Annotated in this window: 19 protein-coding genes and 1 riboswitch; of the genes, 7 read left to right on the top strand and 12 right to left on the bottom strand. The window is 76.0% G+C overall.

Going from position 1 to position 22,559, the window contains the following annotated elements:
• Positions 1–102: 102 nt before the first annotated feature.
• Positions 103–954 (top strand): LysR family transcriptional regulator, encoded by an 852-nt coding sequence (locus ACIBEA_RS01965; protein ID WP_399256871.1) that lies wholly within the window; start codon positions 103–105, stop codon positions 952–954.
• A 281-nt stretch (positions 955–1,235) separates the two neighbouring features.
• Positions 1,236–1,580, top strand: a complete 345-nt coding sequence (locus tag ACIBEA_RS01960) for a hypothetical protein (protein ID WP_399256869.1) — start codon at positions 1,236–1,238, stop codon at positions 1,578–1,580.
• Between the two features lie 33 nt (positions 1,581–1,613).
• On the opposite strand, the gene ACIBEA_RS01955 is transcribed toward ACIBEA_RS01960, so the two are convergent.
• From ACIBEA_RS01955 to ACIBEA_RS01945, 3 genes are read right to left on the bottom strand one after another with little or no spacing between them, the layout of a single operon-like run.
• Positions 1,614–2,726 carry an acyl-CoA dehydrogenase family protein gene (locus ACIBEA_RS01955; RefSeq protein WP_399256867.1) on the bottom strand — a complete coding sequence of 371 codons (1,113 nt, stop codon included), beginning with the start codon at positions 2,724–2,726 and terminating at the stop codon, positions 1,614–1,616.
• Positions 2,723–3,904 (bottom strand): acyl-CoA dehydrogenase family protein, encoded by a 1,182-nt coding sequence (locus tag ACIBEA_RS01950; protein ID WP_399256865.1) that lies wholly within the window; start codon positions 3,902–3,904, stop codon positions 2,723–2,725. Before ACIBEA_RS01950 ends, ACIBEA_RS01955 begins: the two co-directional genes overlap by 4 nt.
• Entirely contained in the window at positions 3,901–4,875 is a 975-nt protein-coding gene (locus tag ACIBEA_RS01945) for an NADPH:quinone oxidoreductase family protein (protein WP_399256863.1), read from the bottom strand. The genes ACIBEA_RS01950 and ACIBEA_RS01945 overlap by 4 nt, the downstream gene beginning before the upstream one ends.
• A gap of 250 nt (positions 4,876–5,125) precedes the next feature.
• Between ACIBEA_RS01945 and ACIBEA_RS01940 the strand changes: the two genes are divergently transcribed.
• Positions 5,126–6,067 (top strand): SDR family oxidoreductase, encoded by a 942-nt coding sequence (locus ACIBEA_RS01940; protein ID WP_399256861.1) that lies wholly within the window; start codon positions 5,126–5,128, stop codon positions 6,065–6,067.
• Between the two features lie 12 nt (positions 6,068–6,079).
• On the opposite strand, the gene ACIBEA_RS01935 is transcribed toward ACIBEA_RS01940, so the two are convergent.
• Both ACIBEA_RS01935 and ACIBEA_RS01930 read right to left on the bottom strand, forming a co-directional pair.
• Complete coding sequence (locus ACIBEA_RS01935) at positions 6,080–6,913, bottom strand: enoyl-CoA hydratase/isomerase family protein (protein WP_399256859.1); 834 nt, start codon at positions 6,911–6,913, stop codon at positions 6,080–6,082.
• A 62-nt stretch (positions 6,914–6,975) separates the two neighbouring features.
• Positions 6,976–7,743, bottom strand: a complete 768-nt coding sequence (locus ACIBEA_RS01930; protein WP_399256857.1) for a PIG-L deacetylase family protein — start codon at positions 7,741–7,743, stop codon at positions 6,976–6,978.
• Between the two features lie 62 nt (positions 7,744–7,805).
• On the opposite strand from ACIBEA_RS01930, the gene ACIBEA_RS01925 reads away from it, so the two are divergent.
• Positions 7,806–8,798, top strand: coding sequence for an MBL fold metallo-hydrolase (locus ACIBEA_RS01925; protein WP_399256855.1), 993 nt, complete (start codon positions 7,806–7,808; stop codon positions 8,796–8,798).
• Here the strand turns inward: ACIBEA_RS01925 and ACIBEA_RS01920 are convergent.
• Positions 8,712–8,969 carry a hypothetical protein gene (locus tag ACIBEA_RS01920; RefSeq protein WP_399256853.1) on the bottom strand — a complete coding sequence of 86 codons (258 nt, stop codon included), beginning with the start codon at positions 8,967–8,969 and terminating at the stop codon, positions 8,712–8,714. The two genes, ACIBEA_RS01925 and ACIBEA_RS01920, sit on opposite strands and share 87 nt — an antisense overlap.
• Before the next feature lie 159 nt (positions 8,970–9,128).
• Between ACIBEA_RS01920 and ACIBEA_RS01915 the strand changes: the two genes are divergently transcribed.
• Complete coding sequence (locus ACIBEA_RS01915; RefSeq protein WP_399256851.1) at positions 9,129–9,392, top strand: hypothetical protein; 264 nt, start codon at positions 9,129–9,131, stop codon at positions 9,390–9,392.
• 59 nt (positions 9,393–9,451) lie between these two features.
• On the opposite strand, the gene ACIBEA_RS01910 is transcribed toward ACIBEA_RS01915, so the two are convergent.
• From ACIBEA_RS01910 to ACIBEA_RS01900, 3 genes are all read right to left on the bottom strand, one after another.
• Positions 9,452–10,762 carry an alpha/beta fold hydrolase gene (locus ACIBEA_RS01910; protein ID WP_399256849.1) on the bottom strand — a complete coding sequence of 437 codons (1,311 nt, stop codon included), beginning with the start codon at positions 10,760–10,762 and terminating at the stop codon, positions 9,452–9,454.
• A gap of 169 nt (positions 10,763–10,931) precedes the next feature.
• Complete coding sequence (locus ACIBEA_RS01905) at positions 10,932–12,017, bottom strand: S-(hydroxymethyl)mycothiol dehydrogenase (RefSeq protein WP_399256848.1); 1,086 nt, start codon at positions 12,015–12,017, stop codon at positions 10,932–10,934.
• An 85-nt stretch (positions 12,018–12,102) separates the two neighbouring features.
• A complete protein-coding gene (locus ACIBEA_RS01900; RefSeq protein ID WP_399256846.1) occupies positions 12,103–13,116 on the bottom strand; it encodes a LysR substrate-binding domain-containing protein in 1,014 nt (337 codons plus the stop codon).
• Between the two features lie 71 nt (positions 13,117–13,187).
• Here ACIBEA_RS01900 and ACIBEA_RS01895 point away from each other — a divergent pair, with 71 nt between their 5' ends.
• Positions 13,188–14,234 (top strand): dihydrodipicolinate synthase family protein, encoded by a 1,047-nt coding sequence (locus tag ACIBEA_RS01895; RefSeq protein WP_399256844.1) that lies wholly within the window; start codon positions 13,188–13,190, stop codon positions 14,232–14,234.
• A 285-nt stretch (positions 14,235–14,519) separates the two neighbouring features.
• Positions 14,520–14,766: riboswitch (cyclic di-AMP (ydaO/yuaA leader) on the top strand.
• Between the two features lie 4 nt (positions 14,767–14,770).
• Positions 14,771–15,574, top strand: a complete 804-nt coding sequence (locus ACIBEA_RS01890; RefSeq protein ID WP_399256842.1) for a transglycosylase SLT domain-containing protein — start codon at positions 14,771–14,773, stop codon at positions 15,572–15,574.
• Here the strand turns inward: ACIBEA_RS01890 and ACIBEA_RS01885 are convergent.
• From ACIBEA_RS01885 to ACIBEA_RS01875, 3 genes are read right to left on the bottom strand one after another with little or no spacing between them, the layout of a single operon-like run.
• Positions 15,568–17,448, bottom strand: a complete 1,881-nt coding sequence (locus ACIBEA_RS01885; RefSeq protein ID WP_399256841.1) for a hypothetical protein — start codon at positions 17,446–17,448, stop codon at positions 15,568–15,570. The two genes, ACIBEA_RS01890 and ACIBEA_RS01885, sit on opposite strands and share 7 nt — an antisense overlap.
• 41 nt (positions 17,449–17,489) lie before the next feature.
• The gene (locus tag ACIBEA_RS01880) at positions 17,490–21,371 is read right to left on the bottom strand and encodes a DUF5682 family protein (RefSeq protein WP_399256839.1); all 3,882 of its coding nucleotides are present in this window, start codon (positions 21,369–21,371) and stop codon (positions 17,490–17,492) included.
• Positions 21,368–22,543 (bottom strand): AAA family ATPase, encoded by a 1,176-nt coding sequence (locus tag ACIBEA_RS01875; RefSeq protein ID WP_399256837.1) that lies wholly within the window; start codon positions 22,541–22,543, stop codon positions 21,368–21,370. Before ACIBEA_RS01875 ends, ACIBEA_RS01880 begins: the two co-directional genes overlap by 4 nt.
• Between the last annotated feature and the right edge of the window lie 16 nt (positions 22,544–22,559).

Here is a 22,559-nt window from a genome sequence, read left to right as displayed (position 1 = left end):
CCGCGACAGGCGTGCGGGCGCCGGATCCGGTCGGGTTCGGGGTCCGCCGCGGCCGGGGAGCTCGGTGCGGGGCCGCGCCGGCGCGGCGGTATCGTCGCCGACATGGAGCTACGCACGCTGCGCTACTTCGTGGCCGTCGCCGAAGAACTCCACTTCGGCCGCGCCGCCGCGCGGCTGCACATGAGCCAGCCGCCGCTGAGCCGGGCGGTCAAGCAGCTGGAGGGCGATGTCGGTGCGGCCCTGTTCCACCGCTCCGCCACCGGGGTCACGCTCACCGCGGCCGGGGCGGCGCTGCTGGAGGAGGCCCGCGCCCTGCTGGCCCGGGCGGACCGGGCACGGCTGCGCGTGGCCGCGGCGGCCGGCGCCACCACCCTCACCCTCGGTGTCCTGGGCGGCAGCACCGACCCGGGCGCGACGCGACTGGCCGCCGCGTTCCGCCGGCGCCACCCCGCCGCCGACGTCCGCATCCGTGAGAGCGACCTGACGGATCCGACCTGCGGGCTGCGCGCCGGACTGGTCGACGTCGCTCTGACCCGGGGGCCGTTCGACGGGAGCGGCCTGTCCGTGCACGCCCTGCGCGCCGACCCGGTGGGCGTGGTGCTGCGCTCGGACGATCCGCTCGCCCGCCGGGACCGCCTCGATCCGGCCGACCTCGCCGACCGGCGCTGGTTCCGCTTCCCGACCGGCACCGATCCGCTCTGGCAGGCGTACTGGCACGGCGGCGAGCCCCGCGAGGGGCCGGTGGTGCGCGGCGTCCAGGAGTGCCTGCAGGCCGTGCTCTGGAACGGCACGGTCGGGGTGATGCCGCTCGGCCACCACCTGCCCGAGGGGCTGGCCGTCGTCCCGCTGCCCGACATGGCGCCGAGCCGCGTGGTGGTCGCCTGGACCGGGGCCGACCCGGACCCGTTGGTCCGGTCGTTCGTCCGGATCGCGACGGCCGCCTACCGCGACTGACCGGGAGCTGATCGCCGCGGGCCGGGAACCGACCCCGGCGGGCGCCATCCGCACGATGAGCCACCGCACCACCGAACCGGCCACAGCACCAGGCAAGTCGCTGTCGGGTGCGAGCGGTGCGGCCGTAGGATCACGCAATGACCGCCGATGCCCCGCTCACCCGAGAGTCCTTCCGGCGCCTCCGGCCGATCAACACGCCCCGGCCCGTGTCCCGGTTGCCGGCACGTGTCTGGACCGACGAGGACTGGGGTCGGATCCGACGCGGGTATCACGCCCGGGACATGGATGAGAAGTGGAACGTCTTCGTCGAGGGCGATGTCCTGTTCATGCACCGGAGTTGGACCGGTCTCGGCGTCTACGAGACGTCCTTCACCACCGCGACCGGTGGAGGCAGGAGGATCTCCTCCGTGGTGGCGGAGGGCGATGTGGAGCGCTACCGGAGCATGGGTGACGCGTACGACTGCCTGATGGTGGAGCTGGTCATCAGCGCGATCGTCCTCGGTGAGCCCGCCGTCGACCTCCGGGCGGGTCTCGTGGCGTTGACCGCCCGGGCTGCCGGGAGGACCGATCTCCCCGCGGGCGTGGTGCAGCACAGCGTGCTGGGCCTGCGCTCATCGGGAGCGTAGGCTCCACGGCCCCGCGGGGGTCCGGTGGGCGCGCTACGGCGCCGGGAGTTCGGCGAAGTCGGCCACCAGGGCGCGGTGGTGACCCGCCGTACCCAGGGCCAGGGAGTCGGCCTTGGCCCGCTTGAGGTAAAGGTGGGCGGGGTGTTCCCAGGTCATGCCGATGCCGCCGTGCAGTTGGACGCACTCCTCGGCGGCGCGGACGGCGACCCCCGAGCAGTAGGCCTGCGCGACGGCCACGGCCAGGGGCGCGTCCGGGGCCGAGGTGGCCAGGGCGTCGGCGGCGGCCCGGGCCGCGGCGCGCGCCGAGGCGACGTCGAGCCAGAGCGCCGCGAGCCGGTGCTTGAGTGCCTGGAAGGAGCCGATGGGCCGGTTGAACTGGTGCCGGGTGCGGACGTGGGCCACCGTCTCCTCCAGGCACCACTGCGCCAGCCCGAGCTGTTCCGAGGCCAGCAGCCCCGCGCCGGAGAGCAACGCCCCGGCGAGGGCGGCGCGGGCGGTGGCCGGATCCGCGAGCCGGGTGCCGCGGGCCCCCTCCAGGGTGACGGACGCCAGCGGCCGGGTCAGGTCCAGCGGGACCTGGGCCCGGATCCGGGCCGCCGCGGCCGGGACGGCGTAGAGCCCGCTCTCGGCGAGCACCAGCAGCACGTCGGCGGCGGCCGCGTCCGCGACCGCGGTGACGGTACCGGTCAGCGTGCCGTCACCGGCGTCCCGCACCAGGACGGCGGGCTGCGCGCCGGGGCCGAGGGTGAGCGGCAGCACCGGTACGCACACGCGCGTCCCGGCGGCCAGCTCGGCGAGCAGCCCGGCGACGGCGGGGTGCTGGCAGTCGCAGTCGAGCAGGATCGCGGTGGCCAGGACGGAGCTGGTGAGGTACGGGACCGGGGCGACGGCCCGGCCCAGTTCCTCCAGGACGACGGCCACCTCGCGGTGTCCCGCGCCCTGCCCGCCGAGCTTCTCCGGTACCAGGAGTCCGGCCGCGCCGATGCCCGAGGCGAGGGTGCTCCAGAGCGCCGGGTCGTAGGGGTCGCCGCTCTCGATGCGCCCGAGGAGGGCTGCGGGGGCGCAACGGTCGGCGAGCAACGCCCGTACCGTCGCCCGCAGTTCTTCCTCGGTCTCGGAGTAGAGCAGGTCGAGGGAGGAGGTCATCGGGCCAGGTCCTTCCAGGCGAGGTCCTTGTCGTCGCGCGGCTCGGCGGGCAGGCCCAGGACGCGTTCGGCGACGATGTTGAGGAGGACCTCGCTGGTCCCGCCCTCGATGCTGTTGCCCTTGGCGCGCAGGTAGCGGTATCCGGCGTCGCGGCCGGTGAAGTCGACGAGCTCGGGCCGGCGCATGGTCCAGTCCTCGTACAACAGCCCTTCCTCGCCGAGGAGTTCCACTTCCAGGCCGCTGATCTCCTGGTTGAGGCGGGCGAAGGCGAGCTTCATGCCCGAGCCCTCCGGGCCGGGTACTCCCGCGGCGAGCTGCTGGCGCAGCCTTTCACCGGTGAGCCGGGCCACTTCGGCCTCGACCCACAGTTCGAGCAGCCGCTGGTGCAGGGCGTGGGTGCGCAGCTCGGGGCGCTCGCGCCAGGCGGCCGCGACGGGCGCGATCATGCCGCCCTCGCGCGGGATCCGCATGCCGCCGATGGAGACGCGTTCGTTCATGAGGGTGGTGCGGGCGACCTCCCAGCCCTGGCCGACGGCGCCGAGCCGGTGGGCGTCGGGGATCCGCACACCGGTGAGGAAGACCTCGTTGAACTCGGCCTCGCCGGTGATCTGGCGCAGCGGGCGGACCTCGACGCCGGGGGCGGTCATGTCGCACAGGAAGTAGGTGATGCCGCGGTGCTTGGGCACGGCCGGGTCGGTGCGGGCGATCAGGATGGCCCAGCGGGCGGTGTGCGCGCTGGAGGTCCACACCTTCTGGCCGTCCACGACCCAGTGGTCGCCGTCGCGCACGGCGCGGGTGCCGAGCGCGGCGAGGTCCGATCCGGCGCCGGGCTCGCTGAACAGCTGGCACCAGACCTCCTCCCCCACCCACAGGGGGCGCAGGAAGCGGCGCTTCTGTTCCTCGGTGCCGTAGGCGAGGATCGTGGGCGCGGCCATGCCGAGCCCGATGCCGATCCGCCGCGGGTCGTTGTCGGGCGCTCCGGCGGCCTCCAGTTCGGCGTCCACGGTCACCTGCAGGGTGCGCGGGGCGCCGAGGCCGCCGAGTCCCTCGGGGTAGTGCACCCAGGCGAGTCCGGCGTCGAAGCGGGCGCGCAGGAAACCGGTGCGGGAGGTGTCGGCGGGCGGGTGGGCCGCGAGCAGCGCCTGGGTGCGCGCGACCAGTTCCTCGGCGGTGGTCACCGGGCGCCCCCGTCCAGGGCCGGTACGACGACCAGGCGGCCGGTGGTGACCCCGTCGGCGAGACGCTGCACGGCCCCGGCCGCCCCGGCGAGCGGGACCCGCTCGCTGACCAGGGGCTTGATGGCCCCCTCGGCCGCGAGCCGGGTGAGTTCGGTGTGGCAGGCGAGGACGGCCGCCGGTTCCTTGCCGGCGTACAGGCCCCAGTGGAGGCCGACGATCGCGTAGTTCTTGACCAGGGCGTGGTTCAGGGCGGGGGTGGGGATGGTGCCGCTGGCGAAGCCGACGACCAGGATCCGGCCCTCGAAGGCCACGCACTTGGCGGAGGCGGTGTGGGCGTCGCCGCCGACCGGGTCGTAGACGACGTCGGCGCCGCGGCCGCCGGTGAACTCCTTGACCCGCGCGACCAGGTCCTCGGTGCGGCGGTCGATGACCAGGTCGCAGCCCAGCTCCTCGGCGGCGGCCGCCTTGGCCTTGCCTCCGACGACCCCGATGACGGTGGCCCCGGCGGCCTTGCCGAGCTGGACGGCGGCGCTGCCGACGCCACCCGCGGCGGCGTGCACGAGGAGCGTTTCGCCGGCCTGGAGCCGGGCCCTTCGGTGGAGGCCGAACCAGCCGGTCTGGTACCCGATGTGCAGGGCCGCCGCCTCGGCGTCGTCGAGGCTCTCGGGCGCGGGCAGCAGGGCGCGCGCGTTCGCCGTGACGTACTCGGCGAAGCCGCCGTGCGGCAGGCTCGGGTTGGCGATCACGCGGCGGCCGTCCTCGGTCTCGCCGCAGATCTCGACGCCCGGGGTGAAGGGGAGCGGCGGCCTGATCTGGTACTGGCCGCGGCAGAGCAGCGCGTCGGGGAAGTTGACGTTGGCCGCGAGCACCTTGAGTTTCACCTCGCCCTCACCGGGCACCGGTTCGGGAATCTCTTCGAGGCGCATGGCCTCACGGGGCTCACCCGGGGTATGTACTCGCCATGCCTGCATCCGGGGCCTCCAGCCGCCGTCGATGAACCACGCTCCGCCCGGCATACTAAGCGGTCGCTTGTCGCGTTGGGAACCAGTTCGTCCGGACCGAACCAAACGGGCGGGAACCGCTCGCCGCCGGGCCGGCGGATGCACGCAGTGGCCGCCTCCCCCCGTCCCGACATCCGGAAACATCCCCGGGGACGTCCTCGCCGCGCATACCTGCCCGCGCCCATGGCGATCTCGGGCCGGGCGCGCTATCGATGCCCCCATGGAATCCATGGAGTCCCCCGAGCACGCCCCGCCCGCACCGGGTTCCCCGCCCGTCCCCGGCGGCCTCCCCGGGCCGCCGCCGCCCGGCGCCGCGGCCCTCCCGCCCGGTACCTTCGCGGGCCAGGTGGTCCTGGTCACCGGCGGCGGGACCGGGCTGGGCAAGGCCATCGCGACCGAGTTCGCCCGGCTCGGCGCCGACCTGGTGATCGCGGGCCGCCGGGCCGAGCAGCTGCAGGCGGCGCGCGTGGAGCTGGCCGCGGTCCCCGGCGCGGGGCGGGTGACGGCGGCCGTGTGCGACATCCGGGACCCGGAGCGGATCGCGGAGGTCTTCGACGCCGCCGCGGCCGCGCTCGGGCTGCCGGACGTCCTCGTCAACAACGCGGCCGCCAACTTCCCCTGCCCCGCCGAGGACCTCTCCCCCAACGCCTGGCGGGCGGTCGTCGACATCACCCTGACCGGGACCTGGTTCATGACCCGCGAGTTCGGCCGCCGCCACCTCGCCGCCGGCACACCGGGGTCGATCGTGAACATCGGCGCCTCCTACGCCTGGACGGGCGGTCCGGGCTTCGCGCACAGCGCGGCCGCCAAGGCCGGGGTGAAGAACCTGGTGGAGACCCTCGCCGTCGAGTGGGGCCCGTACGGCATCCAGATCAACGGCCTGGTCCCGGGCCTCTTCCCGCACGGCGACATGAGCGCGGACATCCGCGACGGCCTCGACCGGGCGGGCCCCGACGCCAAGGACGCCCGCCAGCCCGCGCTGCGGGTCGGCCGCCCCCGCGAACTGGGCTGGGCCGCCACCTTCCTGGCCTCGCCCTACGCCCGCTTCGTCACGGGGCACACCTTGGTGGTGGACGGCGCGAACTGGCAGCGCCGCTCCCTGGTCAACCCGGAGGTGGTCCCGGTCCGCGCCCAACTGGGCCGCGGCCCCTTCGAGGGGTGAGCGGCGCCCGGCCTACCGCCCCTCGAAGTGCGGGGGGCGGCGGGCCGCCTTGGCCGCGTAGCCCTCGCGACTGTCCTCGGAGGTCAGCGTCAGGGCCGCCGTCATCGCGACCCGGTCCAGGGCGCTCGCCAGGGCCGCGTCGGCGTAGGCGTCGACCGCCCGCTTGATGCCCTGGACCGCGAGCGGAGCGTTCGCCGCGACCTCCGTCGCCACCGCCCGTGCCCGCGCGTCCAGTTCCTCGCGCGTGGTCACCAGTTGGACGAGGTTCAACCGCTCGGCCGTGGGCGCGTCGATCCGGCGGCCGGTCAGCGCCAGCAGCTTCGCCCACCCCGCGCCGGCCTCGCGGGCGATCCGCAGGTCGCCGCCCGCGTCCACGGCCACGCCCAGCGCGGCTTCCGGCAGTGCGAAGACGGCGTCGTCCGCCGCGATCCGGATGTCCGCCATCAGCGCCAGCTCGAAGCCGAAGCCGAGGCAGTAGCCCTGGACGGCGGCGACCACCGGCTGCGGAAGGCGGGCGAGGACCGCGAAGCGCTCGTGCACCCACCGGATGCCCTCGTAGTAGTTGCGGGTCCGCTCCGCGGCCGAGGCGCCGGTGATCGCTCCGCCGGGGGCGGTGACGTCGATGCCCGCGCAGAAGGCCCGCCCCTCGGCCCGCAGCAGGACGGCCCGGACGGAGCCGTCGAAGCGGATCCGGTCCGCGAGCAGGCCGAGCTGCCGCGTCGACTCCCAGCTCCAGCCGTTCAGCTTCTCCGGGCGGCACAGGGTGAGGACCGCGAGACCGTCGGCGACCTCCAGCCCGATGCGTTCCTCACCCTTCCCGATCTCCGTGGACAGAGTGTCGATCACGCCCGGCTCCCTCACATCTGACGATGCGTCAGGATAGGGCGCGGTCCGGCCCGGTGGAAGGGTCAGCGCGGGAAGACCTCGAAGGCCACCGCGGGGCGGCCGCCGAACCGGGGCGCCGCCCGCTCGACGTTCATCGTCAGGAAGCCGCGCGCGTAGCTCTCGGGGTCCTCGTCCGTCAATCCCTCGATGTACGCGCGGTGCTCCAACAGGGACGCGACGGACCGCTCGAACCCGGGACCCGCGTCCACCGCGTGCGTCGGCGTGCTGGTGCCGGCCACCGCCACCCACCGCACCCCGTTCCAGGGCTCCAGCTCCTCCTCGGTGATGAGGTCGGGGAAGATCCAGCGGTTGCCCGCGTCAGCGGCCGCGTCCAGCGTGGCCCGGCCGACCGCCCGGTGGTCGGGGGTGTTCCAGTAACCGCCGCCGCCCTCCCCGCCCCAGGTGTCCCGGTGGTTCAGCGTGACGACGAGTTCGGGGCGGTGGCGACGGATCGCGGCGGCGATGTCGCGGCGCAGGCCGAGGCCGTACTCGACCACGCCGTCGCGGTGGTCCAGGAACTCCACCGCGTGCACGCCGACGACGGCCGCGCCGGCGCGCTGCTCGGCCTCGCGCAGCGGGGCGCACTCCTCGGGCGCGATGCCGTCGATGCCGGCCTCGCCGCGCGTGGCGAGCAGGTACACGACCTCACGGCCGGCATCGGTCCAGGCCGCGACCGCGGCCGCGCCGCCGTACTCCAGGTCGTCGGGGTGGGCCACCACGGCCAGGGCGCGCTGCCAGTCGGTGGGCATGGGGTCGAGCTGATTCGGTTCGCGGATCGTGTCGTCGGTCATGATGCGCACGATAGGCGACGGGTTGCCGGACGACCCGTCAACCACGGAGGAACGGGGGCGGCATGGGGGATCACGACGGATCGGCGGCGGCCGCGGCGAAGGCGGCGGGAGCGGCGGCGCCCGAGCGCTACGGACGGGTGACGGCCCTGCTGGACGCCACCGGGACCTTCTTCGAGCCGGCGCGGCTGGCGTTCCCGGACGCCCGCGCCGCGGACTGGGCGCGCGCCGCCCGGATCGACCCGGGGGCGGTGGGACCCGGCGGCAGCTGGCGGCTGGACTTCCGGTGTTTCGCGATCGCCCGGCCCGGTGGTCGCTGGGTGCTCGTGGACGCGGGGGTCGGTCCGGCCGACGGACCGGCCGCGGGCTGGGCGCCCGTACCGGGCCGGCTGCCCGAGGCGATGGCCCGGGCGCGGATCGCCCCCGCCGAGGTGGACACGGTGGTGCTGACGCACCTGCACGAGGACCACACGGGCTGGTCGGTCGACGCGGCGGGCGAGCCCCTCTTCCCGGCCGCGCGGTACGTCGTCCAGCGCGCCGAGGTCGCCGCCCTGGACCCGGCGGATCCGGTGCGCCGCTGGGCCGTGGACCCGCTGCGGGCCACCGGGCAGCTGCACGAGGTGGAGGGGCGCCACCGGCTGGGCGACGGGCTGACCCTGTTGCCCACCCCGGGGCACACACCGGGCCACCAGTCGGTGCTGGTGGCGGCGGCCGGTGGGCGGGGGCAGGGGCGGGACGTGGTCGTCACCGGGGACGTGTGGGTGCACGCCGTCCAACTGGCCGATCCCGCGGTGGCGTACGCCCATGAGCGGGACCCGGCCGCGGCCCGCGCCTCCCGTGTGGACCTGCTGGCACGGGCCGTGGGACGCGGGGCGTTGCTGGCCACGGCCCACCTGACCCGCGCCTTCGTCGAGCCGACGGCCGACGGGTCCGCCGGGTCCGACCGGGCCGGCGGGGCGGTGGAGCGGCTGTCAGGCGAGTTCCAGGAGGCCGCCGAGGGTGAAGACGAGCCCTCCGAAGCCGATGAGGGTGGCGAGGTACCGGTAGAACTGCGCTGACGGGACCCGCTCGGGCGGCCCGAGGTCTCCCCGGGCGTGCATCGCGCGCTGCTGGTTGCCGGTGGCCCAGCGCTCCAGCCCGTCGGCGCTCCCCCGGACGTTCAGCGCGACCGTGGCACCGGCCACGAGCGCGACGGGACCGATGGTCAGTAGGACGGTGGCCAGGCTCAAGGAATGCCCCCCAGGCAGTGTGATGATCGACTGGAGGCTACTCGCAGTGGGGTACCGGCGCCACGTCCTCCTCCGGGGCCGGAAGGGCCGGGCCCCCCGCGCGGGCCGGCCCGGACGTGGCTCCGCGGGGGCCCGGAGCCGGGCTGTTAGCGTCGGCTCATGACGACCGCACCGCAGCGCTTCGAGGTCCTGCTGGTTCCCGAACACATCGAGGGCGAGGACGCCGGCCCCGCCGCGCGGCACGCCGTACGCTCCGCCGTCGTCGGGGCGACCGGGCAGACCGGGGCCTCGGGCTACCCCCGGTACGAGGGGGAGGGCATGGCGGCGGACATCGACCCCGCGACGGGGGCGGTCGAGGCCCTCCTCGTCGACGGCGCCGAACTGGACTACGGGCTGCGGGCGGTGACCTCGCCGGTGGAGTGACCGGCTCACCGTGTGAGGGCACCGCACGGGGGCACCGCCCGCCGCCGGACGACCTGGTGTCAGACCTCGTCCCGGACCAGGGCGAGGAGTCGGTCCAGGACCCGCGGGCCGCCCGCGCGGACGCCGTCGTGCTCGAACTCGTCCGTCACCCAGGTGCGCAGGCCCCGGATCGCGCGGGCGGTGGCCAGGGAGTGGGCGGTGTCCACGTACATGTCGTCGTGGTAGACGGCGGCGGCCACCGGCACCTCGTTCACCGCGAGGCGCGCCGGGTCGTAGAGGGGTTGCCAGCCCGTGCGGGCGGCGAGGGCCTCGGCGGTCGCGCGCACCGGGACGAGGGACGGGTCGGTGGTGAAGTGCCAGGGGTGGATGCTCTCGCCGGTGAAGAGCAGCGGCTCGTCCCCGGCCAGGGTCTTGGCCGCGTCGAAGCGCGGGTGCCCTACGCGGGCCCGCTCCGCGGCCCAGGCGGTGGGGACCGCCGGGTCCTGTGCGTAGATCGCCTCGTGGAGGAGCGCGTACAGGGGGTGTCCGGCGAAGGACAGCAGGGACCGTGCGCCGTCCAGGAAGGCGTCGGAGAGGCGGGGTCCGGCGGGGGTGGGGACGAAGGCGTCCTCCAGCAGGTAGTGCAGCTGGTGACTGCCGTCGCCGGTGCCGAGGAGGATGCCCAGCGACTGGAACGCCTCGGGGGTGAACGGGTGCCCGCCGGGGAGTTCGGTGGGGTGCTCGGCGAGGTGGGCGGCGACGGCACGGGCGCGTTCGACGTCCATCGGGTAACGGGCGTAGTGCGCCGCGTTCTTCCGCTCGATCCGCGGGGTCGCCGCCGCATAGACCTCGTCCGCGCTCGCGGCGAGGGCGGGCAGACCTCCGGTGATCAGCGCGGCGGTGAGTCCCTCGGGCGCGGTGGACAGGTAGTGGGTGACGCAGAAGCCGCCGAAGCTCTGGCCGAGCACGGTCCACGGCGCGCCGCCGGTCAGCGCCGCACGGATGGTCTCGCAGTCGCGGACGATCGCGTCGGAGCGGAAGTGCGCGAGGTACTCGGCCTGCTCCGCGGGGCCGCCGCGCAGCGGGAGGGTCTGCCGGTTCGCCGGGGTGGAGCGGCCGGTGCCGCGCTGGTCCAGGAGGAGCACCCGGAACTCGGTGAGCGCCCGCTCCAGCCAGGCCTGGCGGCCGGTGAAGCGGCGGGCGCCGAAGCCGGGTCCGCCCTCCAGGTAGAGCAGCCAGGGCAGCGCGGCCGGGTCCTTGCCCGTGGCCACGACCTCCCGGGCGTACAGCTCGATGCGCTCGCCGTCCGGACGGGCATGGTCGAGCGGGACCGTGAAGTGGTGGTCGGTCAGGACGACACCGGGCTGACGGTAGCTGTGGCTGTTGGTCACGGACGGATCCCAAGGTCGGTGCGGGCGCTGGTCGGTCCCCCGTGCTCCGTCACCGGCGCCGAGGCCGCGTCCCGGGCCGCGACGGAAACGGCGGCCGGGCCGAGTCTAGTGCTGTGACCGGCCGCCGGCGCGCCCCGGGCCGCGGGGGTCCGCGGCCCGGGGCGGCGGTTCAGAACAGGACGACCGAGCGCAGCACTTCGCCGCGCTCCATCCGCGCGAAGGCTTCCTCGACGTCGTCGAGCGCGATGGTCTCGGAGACGAAGGCGTCGAGGTCGAGGCGGCCCTGTAGGTAGAGGTCGATCAGCAGCGGGAAGTCCCGCTCGGGCAGGCAGTCCCCGTACCAGGAGGACTTGAGCGAGCCGCCGCGGCCGAAGACGTCGAGCAGCGGGAGTTCGAGCTGCATCTCCGGGGTGGGTACGCCGACCAGCACGACGGTGCCGGCCAGGTCGCGGGCGTAGAAGGCCTGGCGGTAGGTCTCCGGGCGGCCGACGGCGTCGATGACCACGTCCGCGCCGTTGCCGCCGGTCAGGGCCTTGACGGCCTCGACCACGTCCTCGGTGCGACCGTTGACGGTGTGGGTGGCGCCCAGCCCCTTGGCCTGTTCGAGCTTGCGGTCGTCCAGGTCCACGGCGATGATCCGGCCCGCACCGGCGAGCCGGGCGCCGGCGACGGCCGCGTTGCCCACTCCCCCGCAGCCGATGACGGCCACCGAGTCGCCGCGGCCGACGTTGCCCGTGTTGAGGGCCGCGCCGAGGCCCGCCATCACCCCGCAGCCCAGCAGTCCGGCGGCGGCGGCCGAGGCGGCCGGGTCGACCTTGGTGCACTGTCCGGCGGCGACCAGGGTCTTCTCGGCGAAGGCGCCGATGCCCAGGGCCGGGGAGAGCGGGGTGCCGTCCTCCAGGGTCATGGACTGGGTCGCGTTGTGCGTGTCGAAGCAGTACCACGGGCGCCCGCGCTTACAGGCACGACAACGCCCGCACACCGCACGCCAGTTGAGGATGACGAAATCGCCGGGCGCGACGCCGGTGACGTCGGGGCCGACGGCCTCGACCACACCCGCCGCCTCGTGGCCGAGGAGGAAGGGGAACTCGTCGTTGATGCCGCCCTCGCGGTAGTGCAGGTCGGTGTGGCAGACCCCGCAGGCCTGGACCTTGACGAGGGCCTCGCCGGGGCCCGGGTCGGGCACGAGGATCGTCGCCATCTCCACCGGTGCGCCCTTGCTCCGTGCGATGACCCCTCGTACGCGATGCGTCACGTCGTACCCCGTTCTCGTGTGATCCGTGCCGTACCGCGAACGTACACGGCGGGGCATGCGCGGGTGGCCCGGTGCGGGAGTTGTGTCACGTTTCCGGCCGCGGCGAGGGCGTGGGCTTCGGCGGTGACGACGGCGCGAGCTCCGGCGGTACGGCCTCGCGCAGCGCGGCGGCGAAGGCGGCCACGGCCGGGTGCGCCGCGGCCCCGCTGCGGAAGGCGATCTTCGTGCGCCGCTCCATCGGCAGCCGGGTGAGGCGCACCCCGGGCACGCTCGGCCCACCCGCTTCCCCCGCCTCACCCGCCTCCCCCACCGGCGCGGCGGATCCGGCCACGCCGAGCTGCGGTACGACGGCCACCCCCTGCCCCGCCGCGACCAGGGCGAGCACGGTCGCGAACTCGTCCACGCGGTGGCGCTCCCGCGGACTGAAACCGGCGGCCTGGCAGGCGCGCACGGTCATGGCGTGGCAGAGGGTTCCCGGGGTCGCGGTGATCCAGGGCGCGTCGCGGTGGGCGCGCAGCGCGACGCCCTGACCGAGGGCGAGGTCCGGGGCCGCGGAGCCGGGCGGCGGGGTCGGCTCCGCGAGGTACATCGCCTCCCGGCACAGCGGCTCGGTCTCCAGGCCCGGTTCCACGGGCGCGGGCACGAAGTCGTACTCGTGGACCAGCGCCACGTCCAGGTCACCGGCCCGCAGGGCGTGCGCGACGGCGGCGGGGTCGGTTTCGGACACCATCGCCTCCAGGGCCGGATGGCGCCGGGCGAGGGTGACGAGGGCGGCGGGGACGATGGCCCGGGTCGCGGACGGGAAGGCGCCGACCCGCAGGGCTCCCGCCAGCCCGTCGCGGGCCTCGGCGAGGTCCGCCTCGGCCCGTTCCAGGCGCTCCAGCACCGCTTCCGCGTGCCCGACCAGGTGCTGGCCGGCGGGGGTGAGTCGGACCCGGCGGCCGGTGCGCTCCAGGAGCGGCAGGCCCGCCTCGCGTTCGAGGACGGAGAGCTGTTGGGAGACGGCGGAGGGGCTGAAGGCCAGCGCCTCGGCGACGGCGGCGATGGTGCCGCGGCGGGCGAGTTCGCGCAGCAGGCGCAGGCGGCGTACATCGAGCATCGGCTCAGCTTACGGGTCAGGACGGAAATGCGAACTGGACCCGGGGCTCGGAAGGGGGCCACCCTCGACCCATGGCGCAGAACACCACACAGGACATGTCCCGGAGCGACACCTCCACGCTCCCCGCCCTCCCCGCTCCTCCCCCGCCCCCCATCTCTCCCCCGCTCCCCGGCCTCCACGGGCTGGAGGGGCTGCACGTCCCGCTCATCACCCCCTTCGACGCGTCCGGCGCGGTCGCCCTGGACGCCCTGGAGTCGCTCGCCCACGAGGTGCTCGCGGCGGACGCCACCGGCATCGCCGCCCTCGGCACGACCGGCGAGACCGCCTCCCTCGACGCGGCGGAACGGGACGCGGTGACCGAGGTGTGCGCACGGGTCTGCCGCGAGCGCGGGGCGTTCCTGAGCGTCGGCGCGGGGGGCAGCAGCACGCGGGCGAGCGAGGTCGCCCTGGCGGGGCTGCGGCGGTGGCCCGAGGTGCGGGCCGCGCTGGTGACCGTGCCGTCCTTCGTGCGGCCCTCGGCGGCGGGGGTGCTGGCGCACTTCGAGCGGCTCGCGGAGGTCGCTCCCGTACCGCTGGTCGTCTACCACATCCCCTACCGGACCGGTCAGCCGCTGGACGCCGGGGCGCTGCGGGCCCTCGGGGCGCTGCCCGGGGTCGCGGGGGTCAAGTACGCGGCGGGCGGCATCGACCAGGACACGGTGGAGCTGCTGGGCGATCTGCCGGACGGGTTCACGGTCCTGGCGGGCGACGACGCCTTCGCCTCGCCCCTGCTCGCCCTCGGGGCGGGCGGCGCGATCCTGGCCTCGGCGCATCTGGCCACGGAGCGGTTCGCCGCGCTCGTGCGGGCCTGGCGGACGGGCGACGTGTCCGGCGCACGGGCGCTGGGGCACGCGCTGGCCCGGCTGTCGGCGGCCGTGTTCGCCGAGCCGAATCCGGTGGTGCTGAAGGGGGTGCTGCACGCGCAGGGGCGCATTCCGACCCCCGACGTGCGGCTGCCGCTGCTGCCCGCCGGCGCCGCCTCGGTACGGGAGACGCTGCGCAGGCTGGAGGAGCTGGCGGAAGTGGAGGAACTGACGGAGGTGGAGGAAGTGGAGGAGCTGGCGGACCGCACCGCGTAGGCGGGCGCGCGGCCCCGCAAGAAATCCCCAAGAAGCACTAATGGGCGATTTGCCCTTGAATGCCGTACGGGCCGCTCGCCGGTGACGTCAGTCACGCGGGAGCGGCCTTCACGGCCGCCCCCGCGGGGGTAGCGGAAGGATGGATTCCGGGCGCCGCAATGAAATACGGCAATTCCCGACCCGGCCGGGTGAGATCAATTTCCCGGCCGCTTCCGATATACCGATCACTGCGCGGAATTCAAGCCCTTGTTCCACTCCTCTTCTCTCCTCTACGGTCACCGCAATCCGGGTGGAACGCCGAATCCTGCCGCTACCCGCGAACCCATCCCACTCACGTACGGCAGGAGCGGGGGAACCAGGTAGGCCGCTGGTCCGGACACATGGTCCGGCCCGGCTCGGGGTGAAGTCGCACCGCTGACACGCACGTCCTCGTCATGCCTCGGGCATGTCCGCGGGCGAGCCGCGTCACGGTGCGGCCGGACAGCTCCCGTCCGAACCCGACAGCTCACCTCGCAGGCGACGGAGAGGAATTCGCCATGTCCGCATCGGGCAAGCACCGCCGTCCCAAGACCAGCCCCCTCGCCCGCCTCCTCGCCGTCGCGGGTACCGGCGGCATGGCACTCGCCCTCCCCCTGATCAGCGCCTCCGGCGCCGATGCCGCACAGCCGGCCGCCGCCACGGCCGCGGCCCCCGCCGTCGCGGCATCCGTGGCCGCCACCGCTCCCGCGCTCTCCGTGCGGGCCGCGGCGTCCACCACCTATTCCGTGGTCGCGGGCGACACCCTTTCCACGATCGCCCAATCGCATTCCGTGAGCGGCGGCTGGAAGAAGCTCTACGCGGACAACCGGGCGGCGATCGGCAACGACCCGTCGGTGATCCGGCCGGGGACCGAGCTGACGATCGGCGGCGCGGCGAAGGCGGGTTCGGCGGCGGCGGCCGTGGCGGCCGTGGCGGCCGGGCGCGATGCGGGGGCCGCCCCCGCGCGGGCCGACCGTTCCGTGCGGGCCACGACCCTGTACGCCAACAACCTCGACGGCTGGATCCGGCAGTCGCTGGACGTCATGGCCCAGCACGGAATTCCGGGCACCTACGACGGAATTCGCCGCAACGTCCTGCGCGAGTCCTCGGGCAATCCCCTCGCCATCAACAACTGGGACTCCAACGCCGCGGCGGGCATCCCCTCGAAGGGCCTCCTCCAGGTCATCGACCCCACCTTCCGGGCGTACCACGTGCCCGGCACCGCGACCGACTCCTACGACCCGGTAGCGAACATCACCGCCGCCTGCAACTACGCCGCCGACCGCTACGGCTCGATCGACAACGTGAACGGCGCCTACTGAGCGGACCAGGACGCGGCCACCAACGACCGCCGCGCGGCGTGCAGATGGGTGGCCGCGGCCAGCCAGGCCCACGCGTAGCGGTCGGCGGCGGGATCGACGAGACGACCGAAGACGTCCCGGGGCCGCCGGTCGGCCTCGGCGGCCAGCGCGGCGGCCAACTCCGCGGCCCCCGCGAAGCCGGCCCGACGCAGCGGCCCCCGGCCGCCGTTCGGCGCGAACTCGCCGCGGGCCGCCTCCGCCACCGCCCGACGGCCCCCCGCGACCCCGGATTCCAACAGCCGCCGCACCCGCCACAGCGGTGACCCGCCCAGCGCGTCCGGTACCGGCTCCCGGTCCCGTACGTCGGCCGCCTCGGGTGCGTCGGCCCCGGCCGGGAGGTGGGACCCCTGGAGCAGGTCGTAGCCGAGGTCGGCCCGGCCCAGCCACTGCGGCGGCAGCCGCAGGGTGTACGCCGACCCCGGCACCGGCCCGACGGCCAGCGGGCGCAGGGTCGCGCTCCGGTCCGGGTCGGGGCGGCCGAGCACGCGCAGCGCCAGCCCGGGGCGGTCGGCCAGGCGGCGGAGGTTCGCGGTGTGCGCCAGGTCCGGATGCGGGTGGGCGGGGACCAGGGCGATCAGCGGCGCGTCGGGACGTACCGCGCCGTCCGACGACAGCTCGCGGACCAGCAACCGGTCGCCGGCCGCGGCCACCACCAGCACGTCGCACCCGAGCAGGCCCGGGTCGGCGGCCGGGTCGGCCAGGGCCCGCGCCACGGCTTCGGCCGCCGGGCGGGCGAAGAGCGCGGCGGCCGGTCCCTCGCTCCAGTCGATCCCGCGCAGCGGCGTCGCCCGTACGCCCCGGCCCGACCCGAGGCGGCCGTCGGCGGACACGGTCGCCCCGACCACGTGCAGTGCGCCCCGGGCCAGGCCGGCGTGGTCGAGGACGGCGCCGCCGAGGGACACGGAGGCGCTCGCGGCGCCCCGGGCCCGGCCGATCCCGCCGGGGCGGACGTCGGCGAGGGTGAACCGGTCGCCATCGGCGTCGACGAGGTGCGTGACCACTCCCGCGTGTCCGGTGGCCGAGAGCACCGGCTCCCGGCAGAGGCCGTACACGCGCAGGCTGCCGCCGGACCGGTAGGCGCGCCGGGAGCCGCCGGCGGACGGGAGCGCGGCGGTGTGCAACAGCTCGCGGAAGGCCTCCGTCAGCTCGGTCAGCCGCTGGGCGGCGCTGCGGTCGCGGGCGGCGCGCAGCCCGCGGACCACCCGGAGGGCGGCCGCCTCGGCGTGCGGCAGGCCCGCCAGGCGCGCGGTGTGCGCGGCCCGCAGCAGCTCGGCCTGTACGACGGCGCCGCCCGCGGGCACTCCCGCCGCCAGCGCGGCGGCGGCCGCCTCCCACAGGGCCGCGGCGGCGGCCACCTGCTCCGGGGACGGGGAGGGGGACAGGGACGGTGGCGCGCCGTCGGTCGCGGTCCCGCTCCCCGGTTCCGGCTCGGCGGGGGCGGTGGTCGCCCGGCCGCGGGCGGGCTCCGGCTCGGGCTCCGGGTCGATCACCAGGTCGGCCGTAGGGTCGGTCCCCGGTGGCTCCGCGATCGGGGACACCGCGAGGACGGCGGTGCGGTGGAGGCAGCGGGGGCTCAGGAGGCAGCTGCATACGGCCTGGTCGGGGGTGGTGATCGCACCCGAGGGGCCGGGGCGCAGGGTGACCAGGGCGTCCTCGCCGAAGCGGTGGGTGACCTCCCCGTCGGCCGCCACGACGGCCGGCGGATCGCCCGCCGCGCAGGCCTCGATGGTGGCGTCGAGCTTCTTGCGCAACCGCGCGGAGAGTCCGCCGACGGCCTCGGCCAACAGCTCCGGAGCCACCGGAGGAAGCGCGGTCGCGGGTACGTTCGCGGGCACGGTTGCGGTTGCGGTTGCGGGCACGGTTTCGGTTACGGGAATCACGCGCGCTCTCCACGGAGGCGGTCGCCGACCCAGCGGGCCAGGGCGAGGGGGCTGAGGGCGGCCACCGGCATTCCGGCGGCGACGAGTTGCTGCGCGACCGGGACGCTGTAGCGGGGCGCACCGGTGTCGTCGAGGGCCGCGCAGCCCAGCAGTCGGGCCCCCGAGTCGGCCAGTGCGCGGACCTCGCCGAGCAGCCCGCCGAGCGCGTGGCCCTCCTCGAAGTCGCTGACCACGACGACCAGCGTCCGGCTCGGCACCGTGATCAGGGACCGTGCGTGCGCCAGCCCTGCCGCGATGTGCGTACCCCCGCCGACCCGTACTTCGAGCAGCAGGGACAGGGGGTCCTCGACCCGGCCCGTGAGGTCGACCACTTCCGTGGAGAAGGCCAGGAAGTGGGTCGAGAGGGTGGGGACCCCCGCCAGGACCGCGGCGGTCAGCGCGGACCACACGACCGAGGCCTCCATCGAGCCGGAGACGTCGACGACGAGGATCAGCCGCCAGTCGGCCTCGCGGCCGACCCGGGTGCTGAACACCGGTCGCCGCGGCACGACGACCACGCGCCCGTCGTCCGTCCGGCGGGTGTGCGCGAGGTTGGCCCGCAGGGTCCGGGGCAGGTCGAGCACACCGCCGGGGCGGCGGGTGGGGCGCGGGGTGGACAGCCCCGAGAGGGCGGGGCGCAGCCGGGTGGCCAGCTCCCGGCGCAGTTCGTCGACCAGTCGCTTGACCAGGGGGCGCAGCCGGGCGAGTTGCCGCTCGGGCAGTCCCCCGGCGAGGGAGAGCACCGAGGCGAGCAGCTCCACGGAGGGGCGTACGGAGGCGGGGTCGAGCTGGGTCAGTACGTCGGTGCGGCCCGCTCCGGCGGCCTCGGCGAGCACTTCTTCCCGTACGTCGGCCCCGAACAGGTCTTCCAGTTCCTCGGCCCACTCGCGGGCCGTGGGGAAGGACGCCTCCCGGCCGCCGCCGGCCCCGGACCCGCCGCCGTCGAGGTCGCCCGCGCCCTCGCCCCGCCCGGCGCCGTACAGCTCGTCCAGGGCGTGCGCGTAGCGGCGGGCGCCGGCGGAGAGCCGGTCCCGGTGGCGTCCCAGGAGCAGCCGCCACCGGTCGTCCGGGGCGATCCGCCGCGGGTCCGCCGCCCCGGGCCCGGCCGGCGGGAGCGGTGCTACGGGCGCTTCGGCGACCGGGGCCGCGGGCCCGGGCGGGAGCACGGAGGCCGGGGGGAGCGGGAGGGACCGCAGGGCCGCGAGCCCTGCGGCATCCGCCGCCGCCCAGAGGGACAGGAGGGCGGGCGGTGCGTCCAGGGAGAGGTCGATCCGGTCACCGAGCCGCTCCGCGACGGTGTCCAGGAGCCGGTCCCGGGCAGCCGGGGCGAGGGTGTCGAACCCGCCGCGCAGGGCCGGGAGCCGGTCCAGGAACTCCTGGTCGGTGAGGTGGTCGACGCGGTCCAGGACCGGGGCGAGCGCATCCGCGCAGGCGTCGAGGAGCGGCCCCGCGGCGGTGAACAGGCCCGCCAGCCGGCGGGTCAGCGTGCGGCGGCCCTCGGCGGCGGTGGCGCCGTCGATCCATCCGGCGGCGCGGGCACCGAGGTCGGCGGCGCGGTCCAGATCGAGCAGGACCCGTACGGCGAAGGCCGCGCCCTGCATCAGCGGGGAGACCGCGGGGCTGCGACCCGTACCGGTCAGGGCCGCGAGGGCGCCCTCCAGCCGTAGCCCCAGCTGCTGGGCGGCGGCCCGGTCCGCGAGGGCCACCAGGGCGGCCGCGTCGGCCGGGTCCTCACTGCCGGCGAGTCCGGGCAGCGCGCGGACGCAGGCGTCCAGCAAGGCGGCGGCGAGCTCGGTCGTGTCGGGCCGGACCCCGGGGAAGTGCCCGCGCCGCAGAGCTTCCAACAGGTCGAGAGCGCTGAGGAGTTCGGGGAGGGTGGCAGCCGAGGGCAGCACCTGCGCGGCCTGCTCCAGTCGGGCCGCGACGAGGGCGGGCAGGTCACAACGGGCCGCGGCGGACAGGCCGGTGAGGACCTGGGCGCTCGTCGGTCCGCCTTCGGCGACGGCGCGCCGGGCGGTGTCGCGCAAGGTGCCGGCGGCGGCCTGCTCGGCCGTGACCCCGCGCACGCCCGCGAGGTCGAGGCGCGCCGGGACCGAAGGCGTCCAGGAGAGCCGCCACTTGGTGCCGAGGGCCGACCCGTCGCCGGTCGCGGCGACGGCGAGCGGCTCGCCGTACGCCGCCCCGCACACCAGCAGCCGTTGCAGCAGCACCTCGCGGCGGGCGTCCAGCGCGGAGCGCAGCGGGTCGAGGCGGACCTCGCGGGGCGCCGGGTCCTCGGGGGACGGCAGGCGCAGCGCGGCCAGTTCGGCCTCGACGCTGGGGCCGAGGCCGGACCGGGGGGTGTGCGGGGCGATCCGGCCGCGGGCGGCGCCGACGAGCACGACCTCCAGGGCCCGGGCCAGCGCCCGGCCCCGGCCGAGCGGTTCGCCCTGGCCCAGGACGCTCGTGACGGCCTCCAGCAGCTCGCCGCGGCCGGGGGCGGGCAGCCCGCGCAGCCGGGCCAGGTCGCAGGCGACGCGCAGGGTCTCCGCGGCCTCACCGGTGCCGGCGGTGTGCCCGGCCCGGCGCAGCTCGCGGCAGACGCCGGTCACCGCGGTGGAGGCCGCCGCGCGCAGCCGGGCGGGGTCGCCCGCCGCGGCCAGCACGGCCTGCTGCCACAGCGGGTCCCGGATCCCTGCGGGGTAGCCGGAGCGCGAGTCGAGCAGGTCGAAGGAGTACGGCACGAGCGAGGTCACGACGCCGTCGGGGGCGTCGGGGCCGTCACCGGTGCGCGGTGTGGCGGATCCCGTGTCCGGGGTGGCCGCCGGGGCGGTCGGGGCGGTCGTGCCGGGCAGGAGGGCCGGGGCGTGGAAGGCGCCGATCACGGCGGCCACGCGGCGGCCTCCGGCGGTGAGGGTCGTGATCACCTGCCGCATGTGGGCCTCGCGGGTCAGGTCCGTGGCCGCGACGGAGCGGGTGTCCTCCCGTAGGGCCCAGCCCACGCCGAGGGCGGCGCGGCGGATCGCCTCGGGGGTGCAGCCGGGGGCGAGCACCTCCACGGAGCGGTCCCAGAGGTCGTCCCCTGCGCGGCCGGTGCCGGTGCCGGTGGCCGGGGCCCCGGTCGCCAGGCCGTCGGCGTAGCCGGGCCGGGGGACGTCCGACCCGTCCGTCGTCCCCTCCGGGGGCGCCTCAAACGCCGGCGGGGCTGAATCGGGGGCCCCTGCCGGCAGCGCGGTGGGAACGGGGGCCACAGCGGGCAGTGCGGCAGGAGTCGCGGCCTCCGGGGCCGGCGCCGACGGAGCTTCGGAGATCAGCAGGGCCGGATCGGCACCCTCCGGGGGCGCCTCAAACGCCAGCGGGGCTGAATCGGGGGCCCCTGCCGGCAGCGCGGCGGGAACACGGGCCCCCGCCGGCAGCTCGGCGGGAACGGGGGGACCAGCCGGTAGCGCGGCGGGAACGGGGGGCGCGGGGGCCGGATCGGTTGTGGCGGGGGCCGGTCCGAGGGGGAGGTCGCAGCAGATGAGGTCGATGTCTCGGGTTCGGGCCCAGCGGATCGCGGCCAGTTCCGGGGAGAAGTCCGCGAAGGGGTAGAAGGCCAGTCGGCCGTCGGCGCCCGCGGCCGCCAGGGCGACGGGGGCCACGGTCTCCGGGTCGGCCAGGTGCTCCAGCCACGGCTGGAAGTCGGCGGGCAGCTCCACGCAGACCACGTCCGCGCCGGAGGCGTCCAGCAGGGCGGGCACGACGGCGGCCAGGGCGGGGCTGTGGTGGCGCACGCCCAGCAGGTACGGCTCCCGGCACGCGGCCAGCGCCGCCACCCGCCCGCGGGGGTCCCCGGGATCCCGGGGCTCGGGGATCGTCATCGCAGCGAACCCCGCAGGTCCCACAGGCGGCGCCACATCGCCGAGCCGTCCTCGGCCCGGCGGCGGACCGGGCCGTCCCAGTACCCCAACAGGCGCCCGTGATCGGCGGGGTCGTCCTTGCGGACGACGCCCAGGAGGTGACCGGGCAGCAGGTCCAGCACGTCCCCACCGGGCAGGTAGGCGGCGGCCACCCCGAGGGACGCGGCCACCTGGACGGCTTCGGCGGTGGACATGACCGTTCCCGGGCGTTCCACGTCCCAGCCTTCGGCGGAGCGTCCGCACCGCAGGTCGCGGAAGACGGTGACCAGGGCGTCGAGCACCGCGTCGTCGACCTCGAAGGCCGCGCCCGCCCGCTGGACGGCGGCCACCGCCTGGCGGCGGATCAGGGCGGCCTCGGCGTCGGCGTCGGCGATCGGCTCGACCGTCTCGAAGTTGAAGCGGCGCTTGAGGGCCGCGGACATCTCCGAGACGCCCCGGTCGCGCAGGTTGGCGGTGGCGATGACGGTGAAGCCGGGCGCGGCGGCGACCTGCGCGTCCTCGGTGGCGGTGAGTTCCGGCACGCTGATGCGACGGTCGGAGAGCAGCGAGACCAACGCGTCCTGCACCTCGGGCAGGCAGCGGGTGATCTCCTCGACCCGGACGACCCGTCCGGTCCGCATGGCGGCGAGCACCGGGGAGTCGACCAGGGCCTGCGGGGTGGGGCCCTGGGCCAGCAGGAGGGCGTAGTTCCAGCCGTACCGGAAGGCGTCCTCGGTGGTGCCCGCGGTGCCCTGCACGGTGAGCGCGCTGGTGCCGCTGACCGCGGCGGCCAGCAGTTCCGAGAGCATCGACTTGGCGGTTCCGGGCTCGCCGGTGAGGAGCAGGCCGCGCTCGCCGGCCAGGGTGACCACGCAGCGTTCGACGAGGGCCCGTTCCCCGACGAACTTCGGGGCGATGACCAGCTTGGCGGGCAGGCCGGTCCGGCGCCCGGGCAGGGCGAGTGCGGCCCCGTCGCTGCCGCAGACGAAGGTGACGACGGCGCGCGGGGTCAGGAGCCAGCCGGGCGGGCGGGGGCCGGTGTCCTGGGCGGCGAGGAAGGCGAGTTCGGCGGCGTGGCGCTCCTCGGCCGGGAGGCTCCGGCGGGCGCCGCCATCAGCGGGTTCGGCGGCGGTGGGGGCAGCGGTGACGGTCATCGTGCTTCTTTCGCGA

The organism is Streptomyces sp. NPDC051555 (genome assembly GCF_044454405.1).
Lineage (GTDB): Bacteria > Actinomycetota > Actinomycetes > Streptomycetales > Streptomycetaceae > Streptomyces.
Note: the sequence above shows the minus strand (reverse complement) of the source record. Positions and strands in the feature narration are given on the sequence as shown.

Coding starts and splice junctions, on each gene's coding strand:
- ACIBEA_RS01960 (WP_399256869.1), top strand. CDS start 1,236: ATGGATGAGAAGTGGAACGTCTTCGTCGAGGGCGATGTCCTGTTCATG.
- ACIBEA_RS01880 (WP_399256839.1), bottom strand. CDS start 21,371: ATGACGATCCCCGAGCCCCGGGATCCCGGGGACCCCCGCGGGCGGGTG.
- ACIBEA_RS01895 (WP_399256844.1), top strand. CDS start 13,188: ATGGCGCAGAACACCACACAGGACATGTCCCGGAGCGACACCTCCACG.
- ACIBEA_RS01955 (WP_399256867.1), bottom strand. CDS start 2,726: ATGACCTCCTCCCTCGACCTGCTCTACTCCGAGACCGAGGAAGAACTG.
- ACIBEA_RS01965 (WP_399256871.1), top strand. CDS start 103: ATGGAGCTACGCACGCTGCGCTACTTCGTGGCCGTCGCCGAAGAACTC.
- ACIBEA_RS01915 (WP_399256851.1), top strand. CDS start 9,129: ATGACGACCGCACCGCAGCGCTTCGAGGTCCTGCTGGTTCCCGAACAC.
- ACIBEA_RS01875 (WP_399256837.1), bottom strand. CDS start 22,543: ATGACCGTCACCGCTGCCCCCACCGCCGCCGAACCCGCTGATGGCGGC.
- ACIBEA_RS01925 (WP_399256855.1), top strand. CDS start 7,806: ATGGGGGATCACGACGGATCGGCGGCGGCCGCGGCGAAGGCGGCGGGA.
- ACIBEA_RS01890 (WP_399256842.1), top strand. CDS start 14,771: ATGTCCGCATCGGGCAAGCACCGCCGTCCCAAGACCAGCCCCCTCGCC.
- ACIBEA_RS01945 (WP_399256863.1), bottom strand. CDS start 4,875: ATGCAGGCATGGCGAGTACATACCCCGGGTGAGCCCCGTGAGGCCATG.
- ACIBEA_RS01940 (WP_399256861.1), top strand. CDS start 5,126: ATGGAATCCATGGAGTCCCCCGAGCACGCCCCGCCCGCACCGGGTTCC.
- ACIBEA_RS01900 (WP_399256846.1), bottom strand. CDS start 13,116: ATGCTCGATGTACGCCGCCTGCGCCTGCTGCGCGAACTCGCCCGCCGC.
- ACIBEA_RS01930 (WP_399256857.1), bottom strand. CDS start 7,743: ATGACCGACGACACGATCCGCGAACCGAATCAGCTCGACCCCATGCCC.